Origin of the sequence: Bradyrhizobium sp. CIAT3101 (genome assembly GCF_029714945.1) — a bacterium.
Taxonomy (GTDB): Bacteria; Pseudomonadota; Alphaproteobacteria; order Rhizobiales; family Xanthobacteraceae; genus Bradyrhizobium.
The window spans coordinates 4,839,657-4,865,056 of the sequence record NZ_CP121634.1 but is presented as its reverse complement, the minus strand read 5'-3'; the positions used below and the strand labels follow the sequence as shown (position 1 = coordinate 4,865,056).

The 25,400-nt window shown below is 64.3% G+C and carries 28 protein-coding genes; 14 read left to right on the top strand and 14 right to left on the bottom strand.

Annotated elements, in window-relative coordinates; all coding sequences use genetic code 11:
• Positions 1–88: 88 nt before the first annotated feature.
• Positions 89–1,075 carry a helix-turn-helix domain-containing protein gene (locus QA645_RS23070; RefSeq protein WP_283044039.1) on the top strand — a complete coding sequence of 329 codons (987 nt, stop codon included), beginning with the start codon at positions 89–91 and terminating at the stop codon, positions 1,073–1,075.
• Between the two features lie 11 nt (positions 1,076–1,086).
• Here the strand turns inward: QA645_RS23070 and QA645_RS23065 are convergent, their stop codons facing one another.
• A complete protein-coding gene (locus tag QA645_RS23065; RefSeq protein WP_283044038.1) occupies positions 1,087–1,569 on the bottom strand; it encodes a VOC family protein in 483 nt (160 codons plus the stop codon).
• A 190-nt stretch (positions 1,570–1,759) separates the two neighbouring features.
• Positions 1,760–2,836, bottom strand: a complete 1,077-nt coding sequence (locus tag QA645_RS23060) for a methyl-accepting chemotaxis protein (protein ID WP_254131288.1) — start codon at positions 2,834–2,836, stop codon at positions 1,760–1,762.
• Positions 2,837–3,121: 285 nt separating this feature from the next.
• On the opposite strand from QA645_RS23060, the gene recJ reads away from it, so the two are divergent.
• The 3 genes from recJ (at position 3,122) to QA645_RS23045 (ending at position 6,751) form a co-directional block, all read left to right on the top strand.
• Entirely contained in the window at positions 3,122–4,963 is a 1,842-nt protein-coding gene (recJ, locus tag QA645_RS23055; RefSeq protein ID WP_283044037.1) for a single-stranded-DNA-specific exonuclease RecJ, read from the top strand.
• A 90-nt stretch (positions 4,964–5,053) separates the two neighbouring features.
• Positions 5,054–5,863 carry a glucose 1-dehydrogenase gene (locus tag QA645_RS23050; RefSeq protein ID WP_283044036.1) on the top strand — a complete coding sequence of 270 codons (810 nt, stop codon included), beginning with the start codon at positions 5,054–5,056 and terminating at the stop codon, positions 5,861–5,863.
• Positions 5,864–5,959: 96 nt separating this feature from the next.
• Positions 5,960–6,751: an aldolase gene (locus QA645_RS23045; RefSeq protein ID WP_283044035.1), complete on the top strand. Its 792-nt coding sequence runs from the start codon at positions 5,960–5,962 to the stop codon at positions 6,749–6,751.
• A gap of 6 nt (positions 6,752–6,757) precedes the next feature.
• Here the strand turns inward: QA645_RS23045 and QA645_RS23040 are convergent, their stop codons facing one another.
• A complete protein-coding gene (locus tag QA645_RS23040; protein WP_283044034.1) occupies positions 6,758–7,984 on the bottom strand; it encodes a lytic murein transglycosylase in 1,227 nt (408 codons plus the stop codon).
• A gap of 136 nt (positions 7,985–8,120) precedes the next feature.
• On the opposite strand from QA645_RS23040, the gene QA645_RS23035 reads away from it, so the two are divergent.
• The 3 genes from QA645_RS23035 (at position 8,121) to QA645_RS23025 (ending at position 8,939) form a co-directional block, all read left to right on the top strand.
• Entirely contained in the window at positions 8,121–8,381 is a 261-nt protein-coding gene (locus tag QA645_RS23035) for a hypothetical protein (RefSeq protein ID WP_283044033.1), read from the top strand.
• Between the two features lie 57 nt (positions 8,382–8,438).
• Complete coding sequence (locus QA645_RS23030) at positions 8,439–8,690, top strand: hypothetical protein (protein ID WP_283044032.1); 252 nt, start codon at positions 8,439–8,441, stop codon at positions 8,688–8,690.
• 75 nt (positions 8,691–8,765) lie between these two features.
• A complete protein-coding gene (locus QA645_RS23025) occupies positions 8,766–8,939 on the top strand; it encodes a hypothetical protein (RefSeq protein ID WP_254131294.1) in 174 nt (57 codons plus the stop codon).
• On the opposite strand, the gene QA645_RS23020 is transcribed toward QA645_RS23025, so the two are convergent.
• Entirely contained in the window at positions 8,936–9,457 is a 522-nt protein-coding gene (locus tag QA645_RS23020) for a MarR family transcriptional regulator (RefSeq protein ID WP_283044031.1), read from the bottom strand. The two genes, QA645_RS23025 and QA645_RS23020, sit on opposite strands and share 4 nt — an antisense overlap.
• Positions 9,458–9,514: 57 nt before the next feature.
• On the opposite strand from QA645_RS23020, the gene QA645_RS23015 reads away from it, so the two are divergent.
• Both QA645_RS23015 and QA645_RS23010 read left to right on the top strand, forming a co-directional pair.
• Positions 9,515–9,994, top strand: coding sequence for a carboxymuconolactone decarboxylase family protein (locus QA645_RS23015; protein ID WP_283044030.1), 480 nt, complete (start codon positions 9,515–9,517; stop codon positions 9,992–9,994).
• Positions 9,995–10,015: 21 nt separating this feature from the next.
• Positions 10,016–10,519, top strand: coding sequence for a cupin domain-containing protein (locus QA645_RS23010; RefSeq protein WP_283044029.1), 504 nt, complete (start codon positions 10,016–10,018; stop codon positions 10,517–10,519).
• A 48-nt stretch (positions 10,520–10,567) separates the two neighbouring features.
• Here QA645_RS23010 and QA645_RS23005 read toward each other — a convergent pair whose 3' ends face one another.
• The 3 genes from QA645_RS23005 to efp form a co-directional block, all read right to left on the bottom strand.
• Complete coding sequence (locus QA645_RS23005; RefSeq protein WP_254131297.1) at positions 10,568–11,476, bottom strand: amino acid ABC transporter substrate-binding protein; 909 nt, start codon at positions 11,474–11,476, stop codon at positions 10,568–10,570.
• Positions 11,477–11,644: 168 nt separating this feature from the next.
• Positions 11,645–13,258 carry a M23 family peptidase gene (locus QA645_RS23000; protein ID WP_283044028.1) on the bottom strand — a complete coding sequence of 538 codons (1,614 nt, stop codon included), beginning with the start codon at positions 13,256–13,258 and terminating at the stop codon, positions 11,645–11,647.
• 23 nt (positions 13,259–13,281) lie between these two features.
• Complete coding sequence (gene efp / locus QA645_RS22995; RefSeq protein WP_234682817.1) at positions 13,282–13,848, bottom strand: elongation factor P; 567 nt, start codon at positions 13,846–13,848, stop codon at positions 13,282–13,284.
• Positions 13,849–14,010: 162 nt separating this feature from the next.
• Between efp and epmA the strand changes: the two genes are divergently transcribed.
• The 3 genes from epmA to QA645_RS22980 are packed head-to-tail and all read left to right on the top strand — an operon-like array spanning position 14,011 to position 16,461.
• Positions 14,011–15,075: an EF-P lysine aminoacylase EpmA gene (gene epmA, locus QA645_RS22990; protein WP_283044027.1), complete on the top strand. Its 1,065-nt coding sequence runs from the start codon at positions 14,011–14,013 to the stop codon at positions 15,073–15,075.
• The gene (locus QA645_RS22985) at positions 15,072–16,166 is read left to right on the top strand and encodes a lysine-2,3-aminomutase-like protein (RefSeq protein WP_283044026.1); all 1,095 of its coding nucleotides are present in this window, start codon (positions 15,072–15,074) and stop codon (positions 16,164–16,166) included. The genes epmA and QA645_RS22985 overlap by 4 nt, the downstream gene beginning before the upstream one ends.
• A 40-nt stretch (positions 16,167–16,206) precedes the next feature.
• Complete coding sequence (locus tag QA645_RS22980; RefSeq protein ID WP_254131301.1) at positions 16,207–16,461, top strand: hypothetical protein; 255 nt, start codon at positions 16,207–16,209, stop codon at positions 16,459–16,461.
• Positions 16,462–16,524: 63 nt separating this feature from the next.
• Here the strand turns inward: QA645_RS22980 and QA645_RS22975 are convergent, their stop codons facing one another.
• The 7 genes from QA645_RS22975 to QA645_RS22945 form a co-directional block, all read right to left on the bottom strand.
• Positions 16,525–17,610, bottom strand: coding sequence for a 3-deoxy-7-phosphoheptulonate synthase (locus QA645_RS22975; protein ID WP_283044025.1), 1,086 nt, complete (start codon positions 17,608–17,610; stop codon positions 16,525–16,527).
• A 234-nt stretch (positions 17,611–17,844) separates the two neighbouring features.
• On the bottom strand, positions 17,845–18,423 hold the full coding sequence (locus QA645_RS22970) for an HdeD family acid-resistance protein (protein ID WP_283044024.1): 579 nt from the start codon (positions 18,421–18,423) through the stop codon (positions 17,845–17,847).
• Between the two features lie 69 nt (positions 18,424–18,492).
• Complete coding sequence (locus QA645_RS22965) at positions 18,493–19,533, bottom strand: PrsW family glutamic-type intramembrane protease (protein ID WP_254131303.1); 1,041 nt, start codon at positions 19,531–19,533, stop codon at positions 18,493–18,495.
• A 620-nt stretch (positions 19,534–20,153) separates the two neighbouring features.
• Complete coding sequence (locus tag QA645_RS22960) at positions 20,154–20,411, bottom strand: hypothetical protein (protein ID WP_283044023.1); 258 nt, start codon at positions 20,409–20,411, stop codon at positions 20,154–20,156.
• A 114-nt stretch (positions 20,412–20,525) separates the two neighbouring features.
• A complete protein-coding gene (locus QA645_RS22955; protein ID WP_254131305.1) occupies positions 20,526–21,152 on the bottom strand; it encodes a PilZ domain-containing protein in 627 nt (208 codons plus the stop codon).
• A 254-nt stretch (positions 21,153–21,406) separates the two neighbouring features.
• On the bottom strand, positions 21,407–21,613 hold the full coding sequence (locus QA645_RS22950; protein ID WP_148778603.1) for a hypothetical protein: 207 nt from the start codon (positions 21,611–21,613) through the stop codon (positions 21,407–21,409).
• A 123-nt stretch (positions 21,614–21,736) separates the two neighbouring features.
• Positions 21,737–22,333: a hypothetical protein gene (locus tag QA645_RS22945; RefSeq protein ID WP_283044022.1), complete on the bottom strand. Its 597-nt coding sequence runs from the start codon at positions 22,331–22,333 to the stop codon at positions 21,737–21,739.
• 272 nt (positions 22,334–22,605) lie between these two features.
• On the opposite strand from QA645_RS22945, the gene QA645_RS22940 reads away from it, so the two are divergent.
• Together QA645_RS22940 and QA645_RS22935 are read left to right on the top strand one after the other, a co-directional pair.
• Entirely contained in the window at positions 22,606–23,682 is a 1,077-nt protein-coding gene (locus QA645_RS22940) for an acyltransferase (protein WP_283044021.1), read from the top strand.
• Positions 23,683–23,943: 261 nt separating this feature from the next.
• Positions 23,944–25,395, top strand: coding sequence for a glycosyltransferase (locus QA645_RS22935; protein WP_254193612.1), 1,452 nt, complete (start codon positions 23,944–23,946; stop codon positions 25,393–25,395).
• The last annotated feature ends 5 nt before the right edge of the window (positions 25,396–25,400 follow it).

Sequence of the window (25,400 nt, the reverse complement as noted above, 5' to 3'; positions counted from 1 at the left end):
GATCACTTTGTCGCATGGACTCGCGCTAGGGTGGTACTTCACTTTCGCCTGCCCCAGAATAGCCGCCCTTCAGCAACAGGGTTCAGCCATGGGGCAATTTCTTCTGGTTGATTCGAAAAAGCTGGACGGTTTCGAAGGACTTCAGCAGGCCGTCCACGGTTCGCATGTCGATGTGATGCAACTCGGCCGCGGGCGATTACGCGGAACGTTGTCCCATATCGGCATCGGCGATTTCTCGCTCAGCATCGGAACGTTCAATGTAGGTATGCGCACACAGCGTGTCTCCAGCGACGACAAGCTGATCATCGGAATGCTGCTGGCGGCCGAAGACCGCGTCGCGCACTGGTCGTTCGACATGCAGCTCAATGACGTGCTTGTGATCCCGCCGTTGCTCGAGCATGACGGGGTCTTTCACGGCGGGTCCGCTTATGCCGCGATGCGCCTCGACCTCAACGAAGTCGCATCCTTGTTCGGCGGCGAGACGAGGCTGAGCGATCCCGACACCTGGCGCAGCCGTGGCCATTTCCGGGCGGACCTCGAGACTGGCGCGATCGCATCGCGCCGCCTGGTTCGGATCATGTCGCATCTGGGCACCAACAAGCTTGGCCTGACGCCGTCGACGGCGGATTTCTGGAAGCGATCGATCGTCGAATGCATGGCGGCCAACGTCATGTCGTCGCTGCCGCCCGACGACGGCGGCTGGTTGCCTTCGGCGCGACGGCTGATCCGCAGGGTTGAGGACTACCTCGATGAGGCCGGCTCCCGCCCGGTGCATGTGTCGGAGATCTGTGCGGCGCTAACCGTGTCGCGCCGCACCTTGCACCGCGCCTTCCAGGAGGTGTTCGGTCTCGGTCCGGTCAGCTTCCTTCGGCACAAGCGTCTCTGCGCCGTTCACTCGATCCTGCACCAGAGCGCGCCCGGCTCGACCACCGTAGCGGCCGTCGCGATGGAGCAAGGCTTTTACGAGCTCGGCCGGTTCGCGCAATATTACCTTGCGATGTTCGGCGAGCGCCCGTCGCAGACGCTCGGAGGTGCAGCATTGCACACGGTCGGAGAGCGCGTCGCCAGGGCCTAGCGCGGTCGGGGCTACGACGGCGCGCGTATCCCCAGGCGTTCGACCAGGCGGATCAAATAGCCATCGGGATCCTGCACGAGAAACTCACGCTGCCCGACTTCGCGATCGCCGACCCGATACCAGGCCTCGTTCGGCCGCTCGTAGAGCGGCCATTTCGCGCCTTCGAGCGTGCGCAGGATCGGATCGACGCGATCGACGACCATCTGAAAATTGATGCCGCGCCCGAACGGCGGCTTCATCTCCGCCGTCTCCCATCGTCCGTTCAGCTCGCACAGCATCACCTGCAAACGGCCCCTGACCAGATAGGCAAATCGGGCGTCAGGGCGGTCATAGGCGATGTCGAAGCCGAGCAGGTCTCGCCAGAACGCCAGGCTGGTTTGGATGTTCGAGACGCTGAGCTCAGGCACGAGATCGGCAAAGCCGTCACGCGGGGCGCTTCCCGTGCTGTCGGAGGTGGCGCGGGCGACGGGGTCGGAAAGCGGAGGTTTGGACATTGCGGGGCGCGCCAGTCGTCAGCCTCGCTCGCGAACGACGCCATCGTCGCAGAATGCCGGTGTTTTGCCCGACGTGTCAAACGGCATCACGCGAAAAATCGCGGGCCGCTTTCGTCACGCCAGATCGAAAACAGAAACCGCTAAGAAAACAACCCGCCCGCTACTGTGCATGGGGTTGTTTTCGTCGGCCTCACGTCGCGCAGACGATCACGCCGTACCAGCCAAGCCCGCGATAGGTCTCGTAACCCGGCGTCGCATGGAAGGCGATCATCGCGCCGGAGCGGTCCTGGTAGAAGCCGGAGCGCTGGCCGTTGAGCGAGATCGAGATGCGTTCGCTCAGGATGCCTTGGCCGTCGGAGGCGGCGATGACGCGGAAATGCGAGTCGACCAGCAGCACGCGGGCCTTGTCGGCATCGCCGACGCGCACGCCTTGCACGATCGCGCGCGCCTGCGGCTCCCAGTCGAAATGGATGGCGAGCACGCCGATCGGCGCGCCGTTGGCCTGGCCGCCGGCGCGGACGCTGGCGCAGTAGGTCGCGACCTGCGCGTTGCCGAGCAGCGGCTGGTTCTCGATGTCGCCGGCGACATAGTCGTCGCCGGAGCGCAAGGTCTTTGCCTCGCGAAACCATTTGGTGTGGGCGACGTTCTGGCCGACCACACGAAAGCGATCCGCGCGGCCGTTGGCGATGACGTTGCCGTCGAGGTCGCAGAGCCAGAGGTCGAGATAGACGGTGTAGGCGCCGAGGATGACGCCGAGGCGCTGCGAGGCGTAGCTGACTGCGGCCGGCGCAGGCGAGGCCGCGCAATCGACCACGGCGGAATCGGTGGCCCACCAGCGCACGTCGCAGGTACGCTCATAGAGGTTGCGGTCGATCAGCTCGACCGCATTGAGGGAGAGATCCATCATCCGCTCGCCGCGCGACCGCTGGCTCATGCGGTCGATCGAGGCGACGAGATCGCCGGTGCGTTTGGTCAGCTGCGTCTCGAGCTCGCGCGCGATGGTCTCGACCTGCTGGCCGACACCGCGGACCTCCTGCGCCACCACCGCGAAGCCCGCGCCCTGCGCGCCGGCCCGCGAGCTCTCGATCAGCGCGTTCAGCGCCAGCATCTTCATCTGGTTGGTGATCTGCTGGATCGACTTGGTCTTGTCGACCGCGATCTGGTTGACCTCCGCGGTCAGGCGGTTGATCAGCGCGGAGATGTCGGAATCGTCGTCGGCGGGTTCGGTGGTGGTCGGCTTGGTTTTCAGACCCAGCGCAGCAGACATCGGGCACTTCCCTTGGCAATGAGGCCTGATCTGCAATGAACCCGGAACAATCGCTTACAGATCGAATAAGATTCCTTTTCGAAGATTCCGCCTAACGCCCGCTTAATTTGCTGTTTTGCGGAATGCCTAAATGGTAGTCAGTCAGCGCAGCAAAGCGGCAATCCACCGCTTTGTGCGGTCCGGCCGTTGCAAATTCCGAGGGATTGCCGGCCAATCCTTTCCAGCCCAGTGACCGGACATCCGCGCTTGTCCGGGTCCCGAGCTCCCAACAGCCGACTTCCCCTTATGACGCCGCCCGCCACCGCCTTGCCCGTTGAAATGCCCCAGGCCTTCCTGGGCGTGGCGCGCTCGCTCACCGACAAGCTCTGGCGCGACCGGCTCGATCCGCGCGGGGCGGCCAAGGCGCTTGCCATCGTGCAGCAGCACCAACTGCCCGAACTGCTGGCCCGGGTGCTGGCCGGCCGCGGTGTCGACATCGACGCGGTCGCCGACTTCCTCGATCCGACCATCCGAAAGCTCATGCCGGACCCGTTCACGGTGACGGAGATGGAAGCCGCCGCGAAGCGGATTGCTGATGCCGTGGCGAAGGGCGAGAAGGTCGCGATCTTCGGCGATTACGACGTCGACGGCGCGACCTCGGCGGCGCTGCTGGCCTGGCACCTGCGCCATTGCGGGCTCGATCCGCTGATCCACATTCCCGACCGCATCTTTGAGGGCTACGGCCCAAACGTCGACGCGGTTCGCGGCCTTGCGGCCAAGGGCGCAACCCTGCTGGTCACCGTCGATTGCGGCACCACCAGCATCGAGCCGCTCGCCGAAGCCAAACGCCTCGGCATGTCCGTCGTCGTGATCGACCACCACCAGGCCGGGACGGAGCTGCCGGAGGTCGACGCCCTGGTCAATCCGAACCGTCTCGACGATCTCTCCGGCCTCGGCCATCTCGCCGCCGTCGGTCTCGTGCTGGTCACGCTGGTCGCCGTCAATCGCGAGCTTCGCCAGCGCGGCTTCTGGAATGCGGAGATGCCCGAGCCCGATCTGCTCGGCATGCTGCACCACGTCGCGCTCGGCACCGTCGCTGACGTGGCGCCACTGATCGGCCTGAACCGCGCCTTCGTCGCCAAGGGACTGATCGCGATGCGGCGGCGCGACCATGTCGGCCATACCGCGCTGATGGACGTGGCGCGGCTGAATGGCCCGCCGGAAGCCTGGCATCTCGGCTTCATGCTGGGCCCACGCGTCAATGCCGGCGGCCGCATCGGCCGCGCTGATCTCGGCGTGCGGCTGTTGCTCGAGGCCGACAGCGTCGAAGCCGCGCGTATCGCGGCCGAACTCGACCGTCTCAACAGCGAGCGCCGCGTCATCGAGCAGGCGGCCGAAGCGCAGGCCGAAGCCGAAGCGCTCGCATCGATCGGGCTCGAGGACAAGCTCGGCGTGATCGTCACCGCGTCCGAAGGCTGGCATCCCGGCGTGGTCGGCCTTGTCGCATCGCGCCTGAAAGAGAAGTTTTCGCGGCCCGCCTTCGCGATTGCCCTCGAACCCGGCGGTATCGGCACCGGCTCGGGCCGCTCGATCGCCGGTGTCGATCTCGGCAAGGTGGTGCGGCAAGCGGTCACTGACGGCATCCTGCTGAAGGGCGGCGGTCACGCGATGGCCGCGGGCGTGACGCTGCGGAAAGAGAAGCTCGCCGAATTCCGCGCCTATCTCGAAAACGCGCTGGCGCAGGACGTCGCCGAGGCGCGCCATGTCAACGAGCTCTATATCGACGGCGCGATCTCGGCGCGCGCAGTGACGACGGAGCTTGCGACCACGCTCAATCGCGCAGGGCCGTTCGGCAGCGGCAATCCGGAAGCCGTGCTGGCGCTGCCGGCGCATCAGCTCGTCTTTGCCGACGAGGTCGGGCAGGCGCATCTGCGTTTACGCTTCAAGTCGGGCGACGGCGCCATCGTCAATGGCATCGCGTTCCGCTCGGTCGGGCAAAAGCTCGGCAACGCACTGCTCGCCAATCGCGGCCAGCAATTGCATGTCGCGGGCTCCTTGTCGGTCGATCGCTATCAGGGCGCCGAGCGCGTGCAGTTTCGCGTCATCGACGTCGCACTACCGGACCAGGGGCCATCCGTGATTAGGTAGCGCCTGATCCGGAAAAGTGCGAAGCGGTTTTCCGACAAGATCATGCGCAAGACAAAACGGCCTCAAACAACAAAAAGAAAGGGAGTGAACATGGCAGGACAGGTTGAGGGCAAGGTCGCACTGGTCACGGGCGGTGCATCCGGCATTGGCGAGGCGATTGTCGAGCTGTTCGCGCGCGAAGGCGCGACTGTTGTCATCACCGACATCGATGAGCTCCGCGGGCCCGAGTTCGCCACGCGAGTGACAAAAGCCGGCGGCAAGGCGATCTTCCTGGAGCAGGATGTCACCAGCGAGGAGCGCTGGATCGAGATCGTCGCCGAGGTCGCGAAGCGCTATGGCCGGCTCGACATCATGGTCTCCAATGCCGGTATCGGCATTGCCGTGCCCTCGATCACCGACATGACGCTCTCGGACTGGCGCAAGCAGAATGCGATCAATCTCGACGGCGTGTTTCTCTCGGTGAAGCATTGTCTGCCCTTGATGCGCAAGACCGGCGGCGGCTCGATTGTCATGATGTCGTCGCTGGCGGGCCTACGCGGCGCGCCGGGCCTCTCGGCCTATTCACTGACCAAGGGCGGCGTACGGCTGTTCGCCAAATCGATCGCGATGGAATGCGCGGCGGCCGGCGATGGCATCCGCGTCAACTCGGTGCATCCCGGCATCATCGACACGCCGATCTGGGGTAAGATTCCGACCGGGGCCTCCGGCGCCGGCCAGAATGCACCGATTGATCCGGAGGAGCGCGCCAAGGTCGCAACCCCGCTTGCCCGTGCAGGCCAGGCCGCGGAGATCGCCTCCGGCGTGCTCTATCTGGCCTCGGATGCCTCGCGTTACGTCACCGGCAGCGAGCTCGTGATCGACGGCGGCATGAACGCCGGCGGCGTGCCACGGCGGGCGTGAGAGGCGCAGGGCAGGGTGGCGGCCGCAGGGGCTGACGCGCAGGCGCAGGCCCTGTAAAACGCGGCCGTCTCATGCCTGATAGAGGTCTCCTTCGCCATGGCGCATAGCCTTCATGCCTCCTCACCCGCGGCCGTTCGCTCGAACCGGCCGGACCTCGCGACCGATGCGATCCGCACAGCGCGCGAGGATCTCGCCGCCTGCTTCCGAATGGCCGCGCGCAACGGTTTCGAGGAGGGCATCTGCAACCATTTCTCGGCCGTGGTGCCCGGCCATGACGATCTCTTCCTGGTCAATCCGTACGGTTACGCCTTCCGCGAGCTGACGGCGTCGAAGCTTCTGATCTGCGATTTCCACGGCCACGTGCTCGATGGCGAAGGCGAGCCCGAGGCGACCGCGTTCTACATCCACGCCGAGATGCACAAGCGCTTGCCGCGCGCCAAGGTCGCGTTCCACACCCACATGCCCTACGCCACAGCGTTGTCGATGACCGAGGGCGATCCCTTGATCTGGGCGGGGCAAACCGCGCTGAAGTTCTACGGCCGCACGGCGGTCGACCGCGATTACAACGGCCTCGCGCTCGACAACCGCGAAGGCGCGCGCATTGCGTCGGCCGTCGGCGATGCCGACATCGTCTTCATGAAGCATCACGGCGTGATGGTGCTGGCGCCGACGATCGCAGAAGCCTGGGACGATCTCTACTACCTCGAGCGTGCCGCCGAGGTGCAGGTGCTGGCGATGTCGACGGGACGGAAAGTTCTGCCGGTCGATCCCGCGATTGCGGCCGCGACCTACAACCAGATGCGCGAAGGCGATTCCGAATCCGCGCAGCTGCACCTCGCTGCAATCCGGCGCCAGCTCGATGCGGAAGAGCCGCAGTACCGGCACTGAGGCCGTCTACGATCCCTGCCGCAGCTTCGCCAGCACCTTCAGCCCGCCGTAGCCATCGGCGGGCGCGATCCCGGCGCGCTGCTGGAAATCCTTGATCGCCTTCATGGTGTCGTTGCCGACGCGGCCGTCGGTGCCGCCGGTATCAAAGCCGGCCTTGGTCAGCCGCGTCTGCATCTCCTGCACCTCGGCGAGCGTGAGCACGCGCTCGGAGCCGGGGAAGGGCTGAATGAAGGGCGGCGCACCCAGGCAGCGGTCGCCGAGATGGCAGATCGCGAGCGCATAGTTCATCGAGGGATTGTAGCTCTTCACCGAATAGAAATTCGGCCCCAGCAGGAACGTCGGCCCGCCCGCGACCGGTGTCCACATCTGCGCTGATGCGTTCGGCTGCGGGAATGGCTGGCCGTCGGCGCGGGTGACGCCCGCCGCCTGCCACGCCGCATAGGTACGGCTGCCGCTCATCTCGCCGGAGGTGCGCACCTCGTAGCCCCAATGCTCGCCGCGATGCCATTTGCCGCGATTGACGAGGTACTTTGCCGTCGACCCCAGCGCGTCGTCAGGCTTGCCGAACGGGGAGACCTTGCCGTCGCCGTCATAGTCGATGCCGACATTGAGCCAGACCTCCGGCATCCATTGCGAATGGCCCATCGCGCCGGCCCAGGATCCCTGCATCTCCTCGGGCGTGCTCCAGCCCTTGTCGACGATGCGCAGCGCATTGATCAGCTCGGTCTCCCAATAGGCCTTGCGGCGCGGCTCGTTCCAGGCGAGCGCGGCGAGCGAGGGAAACACCGGCGTCATGTGGTTCTGCTGCACCAGCGGATCGCCGTAGGCGGACTCCACGCCCCACAGCGCCAGCAGCGTGCCGCGCTCGACGCCGAAATCGCGTTCGATCCGCGCAAGCAATGCCTCGTTGTTCTTGAGTGCGATCTTGCCGTTGATGATGCGCCAGTCCGAGACGCGGCGGTTAATGTATTGCCAGACCTGCTCATGGAATTCGGGCTGGTTGCGCATCTGCTTGAAGACGCTCATGTCGGGCTCGACCCGCGCCATCGCACGCTGCCAGGTCGCGGCTGAAATGCCTTTGGCCATCGCGCGAGCGCGAAAACCCTCGCGCCAATCATCGAAGCCCGGCGGCGACGCGAAGACGCTCGTCGGGACTGCAAGCAGAGCGGCTGTGCTCAGCGTGGATTGGAGCACGGCGCGGCGGGTGATGGCCGAGGAATCAGCATGTTTCATACGGCCATTGTAGCTGGAAACGTGGCGCCTGTGAGCCGGTTCCCGGAACAGGAGGAACAGGCTTTCGGCGTCACGTGCTCAGGAACAAAGTGTCGCAGTCCAGCATTCCCTCCGCACGACATTGGAGGAGGATGAGATGAGGAAGTATCTGTTCGCCGCTGCGATGGTTACGGCTATCGCGGCCCCTGCGCTCGCGGATGAAGTCGGTGTTCATGTCGGCCCGGTCGGCGCCGGCGTGACGGTCGGCGAGTCCCACGAATATCGCGACCGCGATCGTGATCGTGATCGCACCACCGTCATCAAGGAGCGCGCGCCCGCCGACCGCACCACGGTGATCAAGAAGGAAGATGAATTCGGCAACCGCAGCAAGACCGTGATTCATCACGACAACGATTGACGGAGCCGGGCCCTGGCCGAACGCCAGGGCCTACCTCCAACAAGATTTCGGGGTGGAATGAAGATACGCGCGCACGCGGAAAGCCATGTTGTCGAGCTCGACGACGGATCGTGCTGGCAAATTTTTCCAGGCGATCTCGCGGCGACGCTGAGCTGGAAACCCGAAACGGATTTGCATCTGGAGCCGAGCACCGACCGGATCAGTTCGCACGTGCTGGTCAATGCTGCGGACCGAAGTCGCGTCCGGGTCATTCGGGCAGGCGGGACCTGGCCCGACGGCGAGGTTAAGAAAGTGTTGAAGGGTGGGTAGGCCGGCTTCCCAAATCCCCAACTTTAAGCCTGTCCTTTTACGGTCGGTTCGTTTCCATCTGCGTATCATGCGCGCATGCGGGAGCTGTTCGACATCATCCGTTCCAATCCCTGGCCGTTCGGCGCGGGGCTGTTGGTCGTGGTCATGATGATCATCGCGGAGAATTTCGGCCGCGGCATTCAGGGGGACGGCGACTTCGGCTTCGGCGATTTCGGGGATGGCGACGGCGGCGACGGAGGAGGCGACTAGGCCTCGTCCTGCAGATCGGCCGCGACGCCCGCAAGCCAACGGCGGACGGTGACTTCAGCCTTGGCGTCGAGCCCTGTCACCAGGCGCTTCTCCAGTTCGAGCACACGGTCCCGGCATGCCTTGAGCAGCGTCGCGCCACGCGGCGTCAGCGTCCATTGCTGAATGCGGCCGTGGACGGGATGCGGCGTCATCAGGATCGCGCCGTCGCGCTCGAGGTTGCGGGTGATGACGCCGACGGTCTGCGGCGTCAGGAAGGTGAGGCGGGCGACGTCGGCGCCCGAGAGTCCGGGATAGGCGTTCAGCATGGTCAGCACGGCGAATTGCGGCGAGGTCACGCCGAGATCAGCCAGCGTGCGTTCCATCTTCAGCCGGACCGCGGCGTGGGCCTGACGCAAGAGATAGCCGAGATAGCCTTGCTCGCCGCGCTTGCCTTCGCCGGGGGCGGGCACGTGCACCGCAGCCTCCTGCCTGGATCCCTTCGCCGGTTTCGATTTCGTGATGGTCGCCGACTTGCGCATAATATAAGAGCTCTTATAAGATGTAAGCAGTCTTATAATAGCACGAGGTGAACGGCAATGTCACACGCCCGCAGCGAGTACGAGGATTTCAAGAGGATTGCTCCGGACGCATATGATCTGGTGCTGGCGCTGGGCAAGGTTGCGGCCAAGGCCGGCCTCGACAAGCAGCTGCTCGAGCTCGCCAAGCTGCGCGCCTCGCAGATCAATGGTTGCGCGTTCTGTGTGCAGCATCATATCCTACTCTCGGAGCGGCTTGGCATACCCGCGGACAAGCTCCATCTGATCGCGGTCTGGCGCGAGGCACCGATCTACTCGGCGCGAGAGCGTGCGGCATTAGCCTGGGCCGAGGCGTTGACCTTGCTTCCCGACGGCTTCGGCGACGAGGTTTACGTAGAGGTACAGCGTGAATTCTCGGAGACCGAGCTGATGTACCTGACGTCGGCAATCGCCTCGATCAACGTCTGGAACCGATTTGGTGCGGCCTATCGCTGGACGCCAACGAAGCGGCCGGTCGCGGCGAATGCTGCGGCGTCCTGATTGCAACGAGGGGAGGTTGTCATGACTGCAATGAATTTGGTCACCATGCCGCGCCCTGTGCCATTGCGCTCGATGGCGCTGGCCGTCGTCGGCGGCCTCGTCTGCGCGCTTGCGATCGGCAAGGTGCTGCCGGTGACGATGGACAAGGTATCAGGCGCACTGGCGCCGCTCTGCGCCACCGCCGCGGAAAGCTCGCCGCTCGACAAGATCGAGCCGATCGGCTCATACGCATTGCCCAACGTACCGGGTAAGCGCGTCACCATCGTGCGCGTGTTCTACGGTCCGGGCGGGTTTTCGCGGCCGCACCGGCATGCCGGCTCGGTGACGGCCTATATCACCAAGGGCGAGATCCGCTCCCAGCTCGGCGGCGGCCCGGTCGAGACGTTCGGTGTCGGCCAATCCTTCTTCGAGCCGCCGGGCGCGACGCATCTGGTCTCTGCCAACGCCAGCACCACCGAGCCGGCTGAACTGATCGCCGTATTCGTGGCTGACGAGGGCGCGCAGCTGACGACGTTTCTGGAGTAAAGCCGGTAACCCGGATGACCCTTCGTCATCCGGGTCCTCAAGCCGTCCTCAGCCCCCGTAAGACGCAGGATCGGGATTGTCCGACGGGCTCTCGAACGATTTCTTCAGCGAGGCCGGCATCGGGACATGGAAGTTGAGGCCGCGCGGGGGCACCGACTCCATGAACCACCTGTTGTAGATCTTCTCGATCTCGGGGCTTTTGTAGAGCTTGGCCGTGGCCCGATCGACCACTGCCTTGAACGGCACGTCGTCCTTGCGGAGCATGATGCCATAGGGCTCCGGATCGGAAAATGCGCCGGTGCTGATGGCATAGAGCGACGGATCCTTTGACGAGGCGATCATGGCCGCAAGCTGGATGTCGTCCATGACGAAGGCCACGGCGCGGTCGGTCTCGACCATCAGGAAGGCCTCTGGGACGTCCTTGGCGCTCATCACGGTGATGCCGAGCGAGCGGGCGGCGTTGGCCTTGTTGAGCTGGGTGATGTTGGTCGTGCCGGAGACCGAGACGACCGCCTTTCCTTTGAGATCATCGACCTGGTCGAGCTTCAGCGCCTTCTTGGACACGAAACGGCTCGCCGTGAGAAAATGGGTATTGGTGAACCACACCTGCTTTTGGCGGTCGGCGTTGTTGGTCGTCGAGCCGCACTCGAGATCGACCGTGCCGTTCGCCATCAGTGGAATGCGGGTGGATGAGGTGACGATGGTCTCGTTGACCTCGAGCTTGTCCAGCTTGAGCTCGGTCTTGATCTCGTCGACGATCTTCATGCAGATGTCGACGGCGTAGCCGACGATCTTCTGCTTGTCGTCGATGTAGCTGAAGGGCACCGCGCTGTCGCGTATCCCGAGGGTGATCGCGCCGGTGTCCTTGATCTTCTTCAGCGTGCCGCTCAATTCTTCCGCTTGAACCGGTATGGCGAAAGCGACGGCGAGAATAGCCGCCGTGGTGAGATAACGCATGAGCTTCCCCTTCATCCTGTTTGGCTGCGGACGCCAAGCAAGTCTGGGGCCAGAGAAGATCAGGTCATGGGGGAGCCGGCGGGATCAGGCTTGGCCAAGCCTGCAGGGCTGTCATTGGCGTGTCATCAACACACGCGTCCGAGCCACATGGCCGGCGCGAGCAGCGCGTCAATTCTCTTCGCTGCTCGATCCCTCGCGCTGATCGGGTTTGATCACATCCTCGGGCAGCGCGTGTGCGACCGGCTGCGGCGAGCTTGCGATCTCCGGCCCGACCTCGCGGCCGCGGGCGCGGATCAGGCGTTCATAGGCCGAAACCAGCGTGACGTAGGGGCTGACCCAGATCCAGCCGTCGCGGGTGAACACCTGGACGTCGAAATGCAGGTGCATCGACGTGCCGGCGGGGTGGTCAAGGTAGTTGGAGATCACGCCGATCTTCTCGCCCTCGGTGACGATGCGGCCGTTGAGAATGCCGTCGGCGTTCAACGCCTGCGGATTCATGTGCATGTAGCGGAAGCGGATGTGCTCGGTGCGGCTGTTGACCTCGAGCGTCGCGGCCTGATCCTTGGAGGCACGGATCACCGTGGCGTCGCGAACGGCAACGACGCCGCGCTGTTTGGGATCGCAGGGGTCGCGGCCGTCACCCGGCGAGGGGCAGTCGGCCGCGCGGATGTCCTCGCCCTGGTGGCCATAGCCGCCGCCGCACTGCCAGACTTCGAAGCTGCGTGACTCGCAGAAATTGTCGCGCCACGGATAGGCGGTCGGGCGGTCGTCCTTGTCGCGCTTGGCGTAGGACTGCGAATGCACAAAGGCAGGCGCCTTCTCGAGCGGAAAGCGGATCTGCGCATAGGCCATCGGATCGGGATGGCCGCCCTGCTTGCGGTAGCCGGTGTTCGGGATGATGTCGCCGCTCGGCCGATAGCTGAAATCCGCCGAACGTGCGACCGGGCGATCGATCAGATCGGAAGCAACGTCCATCAGTGGCCGCGTGCGCTGCCCGCCGGCGACGTGCAATGCCTTCAGGAAGCGCTCGGCAACGGGATAGGCCTCCTTGCAGGCGAGCCGCCGCGGCTTCGCGACGCTGTCCAGGCACTGGATCGACACCACATAAGCGGCGCCGAAGCGCGTGAAGGCGTAGCGCACATAGCCTTCGCGGATGAATTTGCGCAGGTCCGGATAAATTGCCGCCAGCGGCTTGACCGGCTCGCCCTTGCCGCCGGCAGGATCGGCGATGTCATAGACGAGCGCCGATCCGGTGATCTGCACCTCGACGGGCTTTGCGAAGGTGCGCGGCGGCATGCCGTCGCCGGCGCCGGGCTCGAGCGAGAACGTCGCGCTGTAGCCGGCGGGACCGGCGTCGAACATGTCGGCGGGGCTGAAGTCGGCCTGGTAGCGCGGCAGCGCCTGTGCGCCGGTGCGTTGCGCCTCGAGGTAGGCGGCGGCATCGAACGGGAGCAGCACGGGGACGGAGCTGCGGGCAATGCCGGTGAAGAACAGCGAGGAGACCGCGTTGAGCTGCACCAGCGCCGGCGTGGCGCGCGGATCGTAGCGCGGCACCGAGCGGCGCGGCACGAAGATGAAATCACCTGCGACCTGTGGGCGGCTGTTGATCTCGGTGCGGAGCTGGTCGAGCGCTGCGCGCCAATCGACGCGCAGGGCTGTGAGTGAGGGGCTGCGGAATTCGTCCGCGGCGAGCGGCGTTGCCAAGGAGAGCGAAAGCGACGCCAGAAAAAGCGAGACGAAGCAGAAAGCCTTCCTACCCACTGTCTCGCCCCCCGGCGGCACCTGTCCGATCCTCGATCCCTTGCCTAGTCCTTGGCGCGCTCGGAGTAGGAGCCGTCTTCGGTCATCACCACGATGCGGGTGCCGACGGCGATGTGCGGCGGCACGGTGGTGCGGATGCCGTTGGAGAGCACCGCGGGCTTGTAGGAGGACGAGGCGGTCTGGCCCTTGGTCACGGGCTCGGTCTCGACCACTTCCAGCGTCACGCGCTGCGGCAACGCGAGCGAGACCACGTTGACGTCGTGGGTCGACAGCTTGACCATCATCTCTGGCTGAAGATAGGCGGCCGCGTCGCCGACCACGTCCTTAGAGACCTGGACCTGGTCGTAGGTCTCGGGGTTCATGAAGTGGAAGCCGTCGCCGTCTTCGTAAAGGAAGGTGAAGTTGCGCTCTTCGATCGTGGCCTTTTCGACCTGATCGGTGGTCTTGTAGCGCTCGGAGATCTTTACCCCGTCCGAGATTCGGCGCATTTCGATCTGGCTGACCGGCGTGCCCTTGCCGGGATGGATGTTCTCGGCGCTCACGACGACATAGAGCTTGCCGTCTTGCTCGATCACGTTGCCCTTGCGAATAGAACTGGCGATGACTCTCAAAGCTATATTTCCTGCTTGCTTGGCCCGGCTCAGGCCAGGACGTGGTCAAATCGATGGGGGACTTGGGGCCTCAAATCAGACCTCGGCGCCCGTTTCGGGCCGCAACATACTGATTTTGCCGTTGGATGCCAGCACTTTGCTGGCTCAGGGGGTGGTCGGTTAATGGTTGGGGACAAGCCGATTTCGCCGTTCTGGGCGCCCAGCCGGCACCTCGACCGGCGGCCGTTCCTCCAGGCCAGGGGGGCCATTACCGGGTCTCTCAGGGGCTTTTTCGCCGAGCAGGGCTTCGTCGAGGTCGAAACCTCGGTGCTCCAGGTCTCGCCGGGCAATGAGACCCATCTGCATGCCCCCCGGACCGAGATCATCCGGCCCGATGGCAGCCGGATCAGCCGATACCTGCGAACATCGCCCGAATTCGCCTGCAAGAAGCTGCTGGCGGCCGGCGAGGCGCGGATTTTCGAGTTCGCACGGGTGTTCCGCGACCGCGAACGCGGCGACCTGCATCTGCCCGAATTCACCATGCTGGAATGGTACCGGGCGGGCGCCCCCTATGATGCCATCATGGCCGACACGGTGGTGGTGATCGCCCACGCTGCGCAAGCGACCGGGATCCGGACCTTCGCGTTCCGGGGCCGGACCGCGGACCCCTTCGCCGAGCCGGAGCTGCTGACGGTCGCGGGCGCCTTCGAACGCTTCGCCGGCCTCGACCTGCTGTCGACAATTTCAGGCAACGAGGGTAACCGTGCGGCGCTCGCCCAGGCGGCCGCCGGCAAGGTCCGCGTCGCCGAGGACGACACCTGGTCTGACATCTTCAGCAAGGTCCTGGTCGAGCATGTCGAGCCGCATCTGGGGCAGGGGCGTTTGACCATTCTGTTCGAATACCCATCTCCAGAGGCGGCGCTGGCGCGGGTCAAGGCGGACGATCCGAGGGTCGCGGAACGGTTCGAGATCTATGCCTGCGGCGTCGAGCTCGCCAATGGCTTCGGTGAATTGACCGACGCCGAGGAACAGCGCAAGCGCTTCACGGAATCCATGGCGGAGAAGCAGCGCCGCTACGGCGAGGCCTATCCGCTGGACGAAGACTTCTTGGCTGCGGTCGCCCAAATGCCGGAGGCGAGCGGTGTCGCGCTCGGCTTCGACCGACTGGTGATGCTGGCGAGCGGTGCAACACGGATTGATCAGGTGGTGTGGACACCGCCTGCAAATGAAACGTTAAGTGGAAAATGACGAAGACCAATCTTGCACGCACCTTGCGTGAGCCGGCCGAGCTCGTGGCTGCAGATCTCGCGCCTGCGACGGCGCTGCCCGCGCTCGAGCGCGTCGCTGCGCGCTATGCGGTGGCGATCACGCCGGCGCTGGTCGAGCTGATCGACACATCGGATCCCGAAGACCCGATCGCGCGGCAGTTCGTTCCGACCGCCGCCGAGCTGGAGACGCAACCGGGCGAGAACGCCGATCCGATCGGCGATCACCCGCACTCGCCGGTCCAGGGCATCGTACATCGCTATCCCGATCGCGTGCTGTTCAAGCTCGTTCACGTCTGCGCGGTCTATTGCCGCTTCTGCTTCCGCCGCGAGATGGTCGGACCCGGCAAGGAGAACGCTCTGTCGGACGGTGCCTACCGCGCCGCGATCGATTATATCCGCGCGCATAGCGAGATCTGGGAGGTGATCCTGACCGGCGGCGATCCGCTGATGTTGTCGCCGCGCCGGATGAGCGAGATCATGGCCGATCTTGCCGGCATCGATCACGTCAAGATCATCCGTCTGCACACCCGCGTGCCCGTCGCCGATCCCGCGCGGATCAGCGACGAGATGGTTGCGGCGCTGAAGGTCGAGGGCGCGACCACCTGGATTGCCGTACATGCCAACCATGCGCGCGAATTGACTGGGCCGGCACGGGCCGCCTGCGCGCGGCTCGTCGATTCCGGAATTCCCCTGGTGAGCCAGTCCGTGCTTTTGCGCGGCGTCAATGACACCGTCGCGGCCTTGTCGGATTTGATGCGAGCTTTCGTCGAATGCCGGATCAAGCCCTATTATCTGCATCACGGCGATCTCGCGCCGGGCACCGTGCATTTGCGAACGACGCTCGCGCAGGGGCAGGATTTAATGCGGCAGTTGCGAGGGCGGGTGTCAGGGCTGTGTCAGCCGGACTATGTCATCGACATTCCCGGCGGCGCCGGCAAGTCGCCGGTCGGGCCGAATTATGTGTTGGCGGAGCAAAATACCGCAGCCGATGCACGTGATGCGGCCTCGGAAACGCGCTATCGTATCATCGACTATTGCGGCGACGTCCATCTCTATCCGCCCGAGACCTGAGCGGTCAGAGAACGCCGGTTTGAGGAATGGAGGATCGGACATGAAGAAGATCATGGTGGCTGCATCGCTCGTGGTCTTGCTCGGCGGTGCGGCGATGGCGCAGACCGGCACAAAGGGGTCATCGACGTCAAGCGGCGCAACGTCCGGAACGTTGCCGCAGGCGCCTATCGGACATCGTCAGCCGCGCGCCGGCGACGTGCCGAACGAGAAGAATCTGAGCGATCCGAACAATCCCGTGAACAAGGAAGACGCTCTGCTCGACAAGAAGATCAAGAGCATCTGCCGCGGCTGCTAGGCCGCAGGCGCGGCGCGGTGGGCAGGACGCGAACAGCATCGCCCCGCCCACCTGTGGCCCCGCTTAGGCGGAGCGCTCGTGCAGTCCGGCGCGCGCGGTGTTGCGCCGGATCTCGACCGCATCGGCGAGCTGCTCGAGCACATTTGCCGTCGTCGCCCAATCAATGCATCCGTCGGTGATGCTCTGGCCGTAGGTCAGGGGCTTACCCGGCACCACGTCCTGGCGGCCGGCGACGAGATTGCTCTCGATCATCACGCCCATGATGCGGTTCTCGCCGCCCGAGATCTGGCCGGCGATATCGGCCGTGACCAGCGGCTGATTTTCCGGCTTCTTGCTCGAATTGGCGTGGCTCGCATCCACCATCACCAGCGGCGCGACGCCGGATTTCGCCAGGTCGTTGCAGGCCGCGGCGACGCTTGCGGCATCGTAGTTCGGCTTGGCTCCGCCGCGCAGGATGATGTGGCAGTCCTCGTTGCCCGCGGTCGAGGCGATCGCCGAACGGCCGAGCTTGGTAACCGCCATGAAATGATGCGGATGCGAGGCCGACTTCACGGCGTCGGCTGCGATGCGCACATTGCCGTCGGTACCGTTCTTGAACCCGACCGGGCAGGACAGTCCCGAGGCCAGCTCGCGATGGATCTGGCTTTCGGTCGTGCGCGCACCGATCGCGGCCCAGGAGACGAGGTCGGCGATGTATTGCGGCGTCGTCATGTCGAGGAATTCAGTGCCGGCGGGCAGGCCGAGATTGTTGATGGCCGAGAGCACGTTGCGTGCGAGCCGCAGGCCCTTGTTGATGTCGAAGCTGCCGTCCAGATCGGGGTCGTTGATCAGGCCCTTCCAGCCGACGGTGGTGCGCGGCTTCTCGAAATAGACCCGCATCACGATCTCGAGCTGGTCGGCCAGATCCTCGCGCAGGGCGGCGAGGCGCTCGGCATATTCGAGTGCGGCTTTGGGATCATGCACCGAGCAGGGGCCGACGACGACCAGAAGCCGGTCGTCCTGGCCGCTGAGGATGGCATGGATCGCGTTGCGCGCCGCCATCACCACACGGGTGGCCGTGAGGGTGCGCGGGACCTCCCGCATCACGTCCTCAGGCGTGCTCAGCTCTTTCAGTTCGCGGATACGAAGATCGTCGGTCGTGCTCAGCACGGCGGGCTCCTGTCATGTTGAGAACCTGCCGGCCAATAAAAAAGCCGCCAGGTCTGGCGGCTGTTCGGACGTTTGCTTCAATATTTCAGATTGAGCGCGATCCTCCTGCCGCCAGCGAGCTGTCGTAGCTAAAGTACCAATAAAAGCTGGTGGCGACGGTGATCATGGTCGCTCATATAGCTTGCCGTTGGCGGGTTGTCACCCCCCCAATCGGCGCCGGTGCGACGAGGCGGCTCAGGTGTTGCTTTTGCGTGCCGCCAGGGCCACGCCGATCAGGGTGGCGCCGCCGAACAACAGGTTGATGCCGACCAGCACGCCGATGGCCCATTCCGCCGAACTCGGCAGTCCCGCGATCACCATGAACGCGATCGCGATGTCGACGAGGCCTGAGATCAGCAGCCACGACCAGCGGCCGCTCAACTCGCGGCGGTGCTCCAGCGCGTACATGATGGTGGTGACACCCTCGGCGAGGAAATAGGCGCCGAGCACGATGGTCAGCGTCAGCACGGCCTGCATCGGGCGGGCCAACAGCAGCATGCCGGCGAGCACCGCCAGCGCCGCCGAGATCAGCGACCACCAGAAGCCCGGCGTGGCGCGCGCCCAATAGGTCACGATCAATCCGCCGATGCCGCTGACCAGGAACATCCAGCCGAGAAGGATCGTGATGGCGAGACTGGCGAGCGGCGGCAGGATCAGCGCGGCGATGCCGAGAACGGCGAGCAGAATGCCTTCGAACAGAAAGGCCCTCCAATGCGCCTTTACCGCCTGGCTCATTGCCGATTGCAGCCGCGAAAATTCCTCAGGCGAAGTCATCGGCTAGCTCCGGATCGAACGACGTGCGCCCAATCTAGTACGCACATTCCACGCTTGCCATCCCGCGGATCAACCGCCGCCGTGCGCTGACGAAAAACCCTCGCCAGTGGTGCGGATGCGGTTGCGGCCGAGGACGTAGATCGCGGTCGTGACCACCAGCAGCGCAAGGCCGAGCAGGATCGAGACGAAGCCGATCGGGATCAGGGCCAGCGTCAGATTGCGCTCGGGGTTGATGAGCCAGTGATGGATCGAGGTCAGCACGAAAGCGAGGCCGAGGAAGCCGACGCCGCCGCCGGCGAGCCAGAGCGCCCACATCCGGCGCAGCTGGCTGAGCCGCTCCCGCGCGATATCGGTGCGGGGCGCGTGGTGGCGCGCGACGCGACGCACCAGGCGCATGGCAAAAGCGATCGAGCTGAAGCCGATCAGAAGGCTTGCCCCGCCCAGCCACATCCGGATTGTCGGATCGAGATCGGGCATGCGCTGGAGCGTGAGCAGCGGGAAGTCGAACGCCGCGTGCAGTGCGAGCGGGCCCGCGAAAATCAGCAGCCGGCTGGAGAGACGGGCCCAGTCGCGGTGATGGCGGTTTGCGCCCAGCGCCGTGCCGGCCCGGGCGATCGTGAGATAGGCGCCCGCGATGATGCCGAGCGCGCCGTGGAACGGCACGGTGAGAACGCTGCGCAGCGCCGCCAGCGACCGCCACATCTCGGCATGCTGCACCAGGTAGGCGAGGTTCTCGTAAGCCGCGAAGCCGAGGCCGACGGCGGCGCCGTAGACCACGGTGTCCATGGGGTTGGCGAAGGTCCGCCGCTTGGTCGAGGAGATCAGCACGATGGCGATCACCTTCACGGCCTCCTCGGGCAGCGCGACGCCGAAGACCGAATGCATGACAAGCGCCGTCCAGGGATTGTCGGGCGCCGCAACCATCTTGGCGAAGGGGGCCCGGGCGAGACCCAGCAGCGAGATGCTGGCCGCGCCAAGCAGGAACGCGGTCCAGACCTGGGCCGGCGGCCCGGGGCGTTCCTCGGCGGCAATGACAAGCCACAGCATCAGCAGCGCCGGGGCGATGGCGGCTGTCCCGATGACGGTGGGTAAAGCTTCAATCAGATACATCGGCGCCGAAATTAGGTTCCCTTGGTCCGCTTATCTACGTTTCCCGATGCGACCATCTGTCATGCGCCGGCTGTCCCGTAGCTTAACAGGCACGACAGCCGGCGTTCATCAGGGCCGCAAAGTGTAGAATACGAGCGCAATCAATTGCATGACAGAACCACCTCGTCGTCGACTATAACGGCTGCGCGCCGGTCAGCGGATCGCGATTGATAAGTCAGATCAAGGCAGTGTGCAGGTTTCTTCGATTCACGATGCACGTGCGCGCGCGGCGAGTCCAGAGGCGGGATGGGCCTCGTTCGGACAACGTGCGGCCAATGAGACCGCCTAATCACGCTTCGTGGTGCGTCGGCGAGGCGATGATGCGATCCGGCGGGCTCGCAGCTGCTCGAGCTCCCAGATGGCGCGTATGAGGCACGTGCCAAGACAGGAGACGATGAGCAGCAGCAGGAAGGCCTGGTCGGCGGGAGGAATATGGATCATGGCGTTGATTAAGCAACGCGCATGCCATGCGTTCCCGAGAAGGCCTGCGCATGGTGCAACGGCGGCTCACACCGGGCACGGCTTGCTCCGGTTCGAATCGCCGGTTCCCGAAAGGCGGCCCTAGCCTGCGCTTTCCGCCCTCAATGGGTGGTGAACGGCGCTGGAGCGTCGGGCGTGATGTCGAAGGCCCCGAGGTGGAATTCCTCGCCGACGGCCTCATCTGGCTCGGAATAGTGGGCGAGTAGCGTGAAGGCGGCTTGTGGATACCGTTTCCAGATATCGAGGTCACCGGCCGTAATCGTGAGCCATCCAAACGTGTACATGTAGCGCCCGGGCTCGGTGACCCGGCCGACCCTGTCCCAAGTGATCTTATCAACTGTGATCTTGTCGACTGCCATCCGGTCCCCCGATCGCAAGCCTGCAATGATGCCCGGCACGCGGCACGGACCCCTCAGAGGCTGATCCCGCAATGGGGCCGCGGTAGGGCAGCAATCTGGTTCGTTTGTCCGGCGTTAGCCCGGCTGCGGCACGGCCTGGCGTACGACCAGGCGGACGAGGTCGTCCCGCTGCTGCTTCTCGGTGAACTTCACCGCAAAGCCATTGTCGAACTTACGGATGACGCGGCCAACGCAGGCGCCGACCGCAAGCGGGGTCCCGATCGGCGGGTCGTATTCGCAGGAGATCGCGACGCCGGCCGTTGAGACGTCGATGATGAAGCAGGGATGGGTGCTGCCGTCGGCAACCGTCAGGAATGTGTGTGAGGCCTGCGGGACAAAGCGCGCGTCACGGCGCAGATCCTGGATGCTGTCGTCCTTCTGCTTCTTTTCGAGCCAGGTCAGCTTTTCCGACATCCAGGCGCGGCGTGCGCGGGTCATGTCGAGCTCCATCAGGAAGCCCGATTTCAGCGTCGCGCTGATGGTGCACTGGAACTCGCCGAAATCCTGGAAGTAGGAGGTGACGCGCTCGCCGATCTTGCCGACGACCGGCACGTCCACGATCATGCGGAAGGGTGAAACGCGCTTGGTGCGGCAGGCGAAGTTTCGCAGCTTGCCATCGCAATCGTACCAGCGATGCAGCGAATAGCTGCCGCTCACGTTCACTTCCACGGCACGCTGCCTGAGGAACTCTGCGACGGACATGGGTGCCAGTTCGTGTTTCTGATTGTTTCCGTAATTCCACGGTAGCGGTCAAATTCTAAGCAAATGATACCGGCGCTCAGGAGCAGGGGTAAATTTCCGGTAAATGAGCAGGTCGGTAATGTGCCGGGATAAGCGGCAAAACGTCCCGGTTATCGGGCGCGCGCATTCACAACCACGTCATTGCGGCCGCCTTGTCCGCAATCGCGCGAAGCGCGACGACGGAAGCGGAGCAATCGAGGCTCACGCGTTTGCTGTCAGCCGTTCCTGCATTTGGCGATGATGCCGTCGGCGAGGCGGATGTCATCGAGGGTCCAGTTGCCGAGCAGCGTGATGATCGCCTCCCGCCGGTACTGATGCCGCTCGTCCCTCGAGGTTTGCCGATAGTCGATGCCGTCCTGTCGTGCCAACGCGCGCGACACGATCGCGATCTGTCGCAGCTTCGCCTGCTCCAAGGAGCTCATGTCTCACCGCGTGGCAATGCCACCTGCCGTTTGGCGGGGTCTGTGAATCGGACGCCTTGAAACTAGCTGCACCGGCTTACGGAGACCTGACGCGGGTTTTTCGCCCGAACTGAATGGCGCCGTTCAGGCAGGGCCGTGCAGCGCGAGCAACGCCAGCACGCCAAGCGCAAGGGCGAGCTTCATCACCGCCCAGGTCAGGCCGTTGGAGTTGATCTCCAGCCCGAACCACGGCAACACGCGCCGCATTGCGCGCGTCGCGAGCGCTTCGACGACGGTGAAAGCAAAGGCAATGCCGGCGATGAGAGACCAGGACGGTTCGGCCGGAGGCATCCAGGCCGCAAGCCAGCCGGGGACGAAATCCCGCAACGACACGAGCAGTGCGAACCATCCGAACAGGGAGACGAAGCCCTTGACGATGTCAGGCCCGATCGCTTCCGGCTCGAACCGGATCCCCATCGTCGCGAGGGCGCCTTCGACGCGCTCGCCGTCAGTCAGGAAGATGAACGCCCCGAGATAAAACGGCACGCGCGATTGCAAAAAGAACGCGATGATCGCCGACAGGACGGCGCAGCCATAGGCGTCGCGGAGAAGGTCCCAACCGCTCATGCGCGACGGCTCCGTCGCCCTCGCAGCTTGGGGCGACGGCACCGATCTGGCGCGCGCCATGTGCTCCAGCATTTTGGCACGCCGGTCGGGCGAGTAGGGCAACGTGCGTTGCATCCAGGCCGGCGCCGGTGGGGCGCCTGACGGGCCGTTCGCTGTGGATTTGCGTTGCTCCATGGGCCGAGCCCGGTCCTTCAAGATGTGACGCCATCGCGGTCGGAAAGGCGGTTCCTTCGGACATTGGTAGGAGTTGAGGGCCGGGGAGGTTCATGCCGGAGGACAGATTCTGCCGGCGCATCATTCGGGTGCCCGATTTCCCGAGCGATCAAGGCCGGTCCGCGGACGGACCCATTTCGATAGATTGCCATGGCGTGCCGTATTGTGCCTAAGTGCGAACCGATGCGGCCAGATCAGAAGCCGTCGAAATCCAGACCCTGGATGTCGGGACGAGCGTGATTCAAAAACTCGAATTCCTGCCGAGACTTGAGTCGCTGCGCGGCCTGGCCGCGGTTTCTGTCGTTGGCTACCATGCATTCGGACGCCTCACCGACACCTATGTCACAGGCATGGCGCCGGTGGTGCTCTTCTTCGTGCTGAGCGGCTTCGTACTGTCGCGCTCGCTGGCTCGGAACGACGACATCGCGGTATTCGTGCGTCGCAGGATTCTCCGGCTATTTCCGGCGGCGATTGCGGTCGTGCTGCTGCTGGCCGCGCTTCACGAGGCGTTCGGGTTCTATCTGGGCTTGGGACCCGATTTTTCGCCGTTCAACGTGATGCTGAATGCGCTGATGATCCGGCACGACATCAATGGGCCGATGTGGTCGATGACGGTGGAGTGTTTCGCAACTCCGGTCATCGTTCTGGCTTTCCAGGGCGGACGGCGATTTGGCTCGCGGGTCCTGATCGCGGCGATCGCAGTGCTGTTCGCTTTGTCGTTCATCGGGCCATATGCGCACCTGCTCGGCGGCTACACGAACATCGCGCCCTTGTATGCTTTCGTGCTTGGCGCGGCGCTGCACTTCTCGGGACGCCGCCTCGAGGAACGTATCGGCGATCGGCAGATGGTGGTGGCTGTCGTGGCGGGTGGCCTGTTCCTTTATTGCGGTCTGCAGAAGCAAACCGCGCCGATCATCTTGCTCGAAGCCTGTTCATCCGGGCTGCTGGTTGCGTTGATCGCGTTTGGGGATCGGCAGCGCGGCTTTCGTTGGCTGGATCATCCGGCGCTAGGCTTCTACGGCCGGATATCCTACAGCTTCTATCTCTTCCACATCATCGGCTTGACCGTTGCGGTTCGCATCAGCACCATCGATGGCTGGCCCTTGCTGTCGATCCTGTTGAGCATTGTCATCGGCGTGATCTTGACCACGCCGATGGCGTGGATATCCCAGCGGTTCATCGAAGAGCCGTTCATCGCGATAAGCCGAAAATGGCGCGACCGGCGACGTGAGGTTTTCACGACGACCTGAGGAATCCGCAGCGCGCTCGTTGACCTTCGCGCCGATGTGGCGCGGCTCGGCAGCATTCGATCGTCGCCGGATTGGGGGCTTAAATTCTGGCCCGCCGAATGACGTTCCTGTTGAAGTCCCGCTGCAGTTGCGCTTGAGTAGCAGCAGGTTCGGGGGAACTGTTTTTATGTGTTTTTTTGTGTCTGTGGCGCCTCGCGCTGCGTTGTTTGATGTCGCGATAGATTATCGTTCGAGCAGGCGTGACGAGGCCTGTGTCCTGTCATGGACATGACCCTCACGTCGGACTGCCTGTCTCCGCGAAAAGCAGGCATCCTCGATCACGCCGACAGCGTCGCCACGGACCGCGTGGCCTGGCGCGAGAAGAACAGCTTCTTTCATGACGAGGATGAACGCTATCTCCGGTTCTTGATCCCGGCGGGAAGTCGCGTCCTGGAGATCGGATGCGGTGTTGGCGACACGCTCGCGAGCCTCGCGCCATCGCATGGCGTCGGAATAGATTTCTGCCGCAAGCAGATCGAGATCGCGCGGGAGCGCCACTCCGATCTCACCTTCGTCGTCGGCGATGCCGAAGACCCCGCGACGCTGGAAGCGCTGCAAGGTCCGTTCGACTATATCCTCGTCCTCGATACGATCGGTTCGCTGGAGGATTGTCAGAAGTTCATCGCCCAGCTGCATCCACTGTGCACGCGGGATACACGGCTGGTGATCGGCTACTTCTCGCATCTCTGGTACCCCGTGCTGAAATTGGCCGAGCTTGTCGGCCTGCGAATGCCGCAGCCGGATCAGAACGTGCTGTCGCCATCCGACTTGCGCAGCCTCGCGAGACTTGGGGACTTCGATCCGGTGAAGTCCGAGCAGCGCGTGCTGTCGCCGGTCCGGATGTTCGGGCTCGGGCGCTTCCTCAATCGTTTCGTCAGCGTGCTGCCGGGGATCCGCCAGGCGGCGCTGCGGCACTATATGGTCGCGCGCTCGAGCCGCAGGGCGAGGGAGGAGTTTTGCTCCGCCACCGTCGTGGTGCCCGCGCGCAACGAGCGCGGTAATATCGAGCCGGCCGTCCTGCGGATGCCCGACTTCTGCCGCGACATCGAGATCATCTTCATCGAAGGCCACAGCCAGGACGGCACCTTCGAGGAGATGGAGCGGGTCAAGCAGGCGTATCCCTCCAGGGACATCAAGGTGATGCGCCAGCCGGGCAAGGGCAAGGCCGACGCCGTCTTCACCGCGTTCGACGCGGCACGCGGCGACGTGCTGATCATTCTGGATGCCGATCTGACCATGCCGCCGGAACAGATTCCGAAATTCGTCGAGGCGTTGCTGTCGGGCAAGGGTGAGTTCGTCAACGGATCGCGCTTGGTCTATCCCATGGACGAGGGCGCGATGCGCTTCCTCAACCTGATCGCCAACAAGATCTTTTCCTATCTGTTCTCCTGGCTGCTCAACCAGCGCTATACGGACACGCTGTGCGGCACCAAGGTGCTGCGCCGGAGCGACTATCAGCGTCTGAAGGCCGGCAAGGCCTATTTCGGCGATTTCGATCCATTCGGCGATTTCGACCTGATCTTCGGCGCCTCGAAGCTCAATCTGAAATCGGTGGATCTTCCGATCCGCTATGCCGCACGCACTTATGGCGAAACACAGATCTCGAGGTTTCGTCACGGCTGGATGCTGCTGAAGATGGTGGCTTTCGCCTTTCTCAAGATCAAGGCGATCTAGGCCGT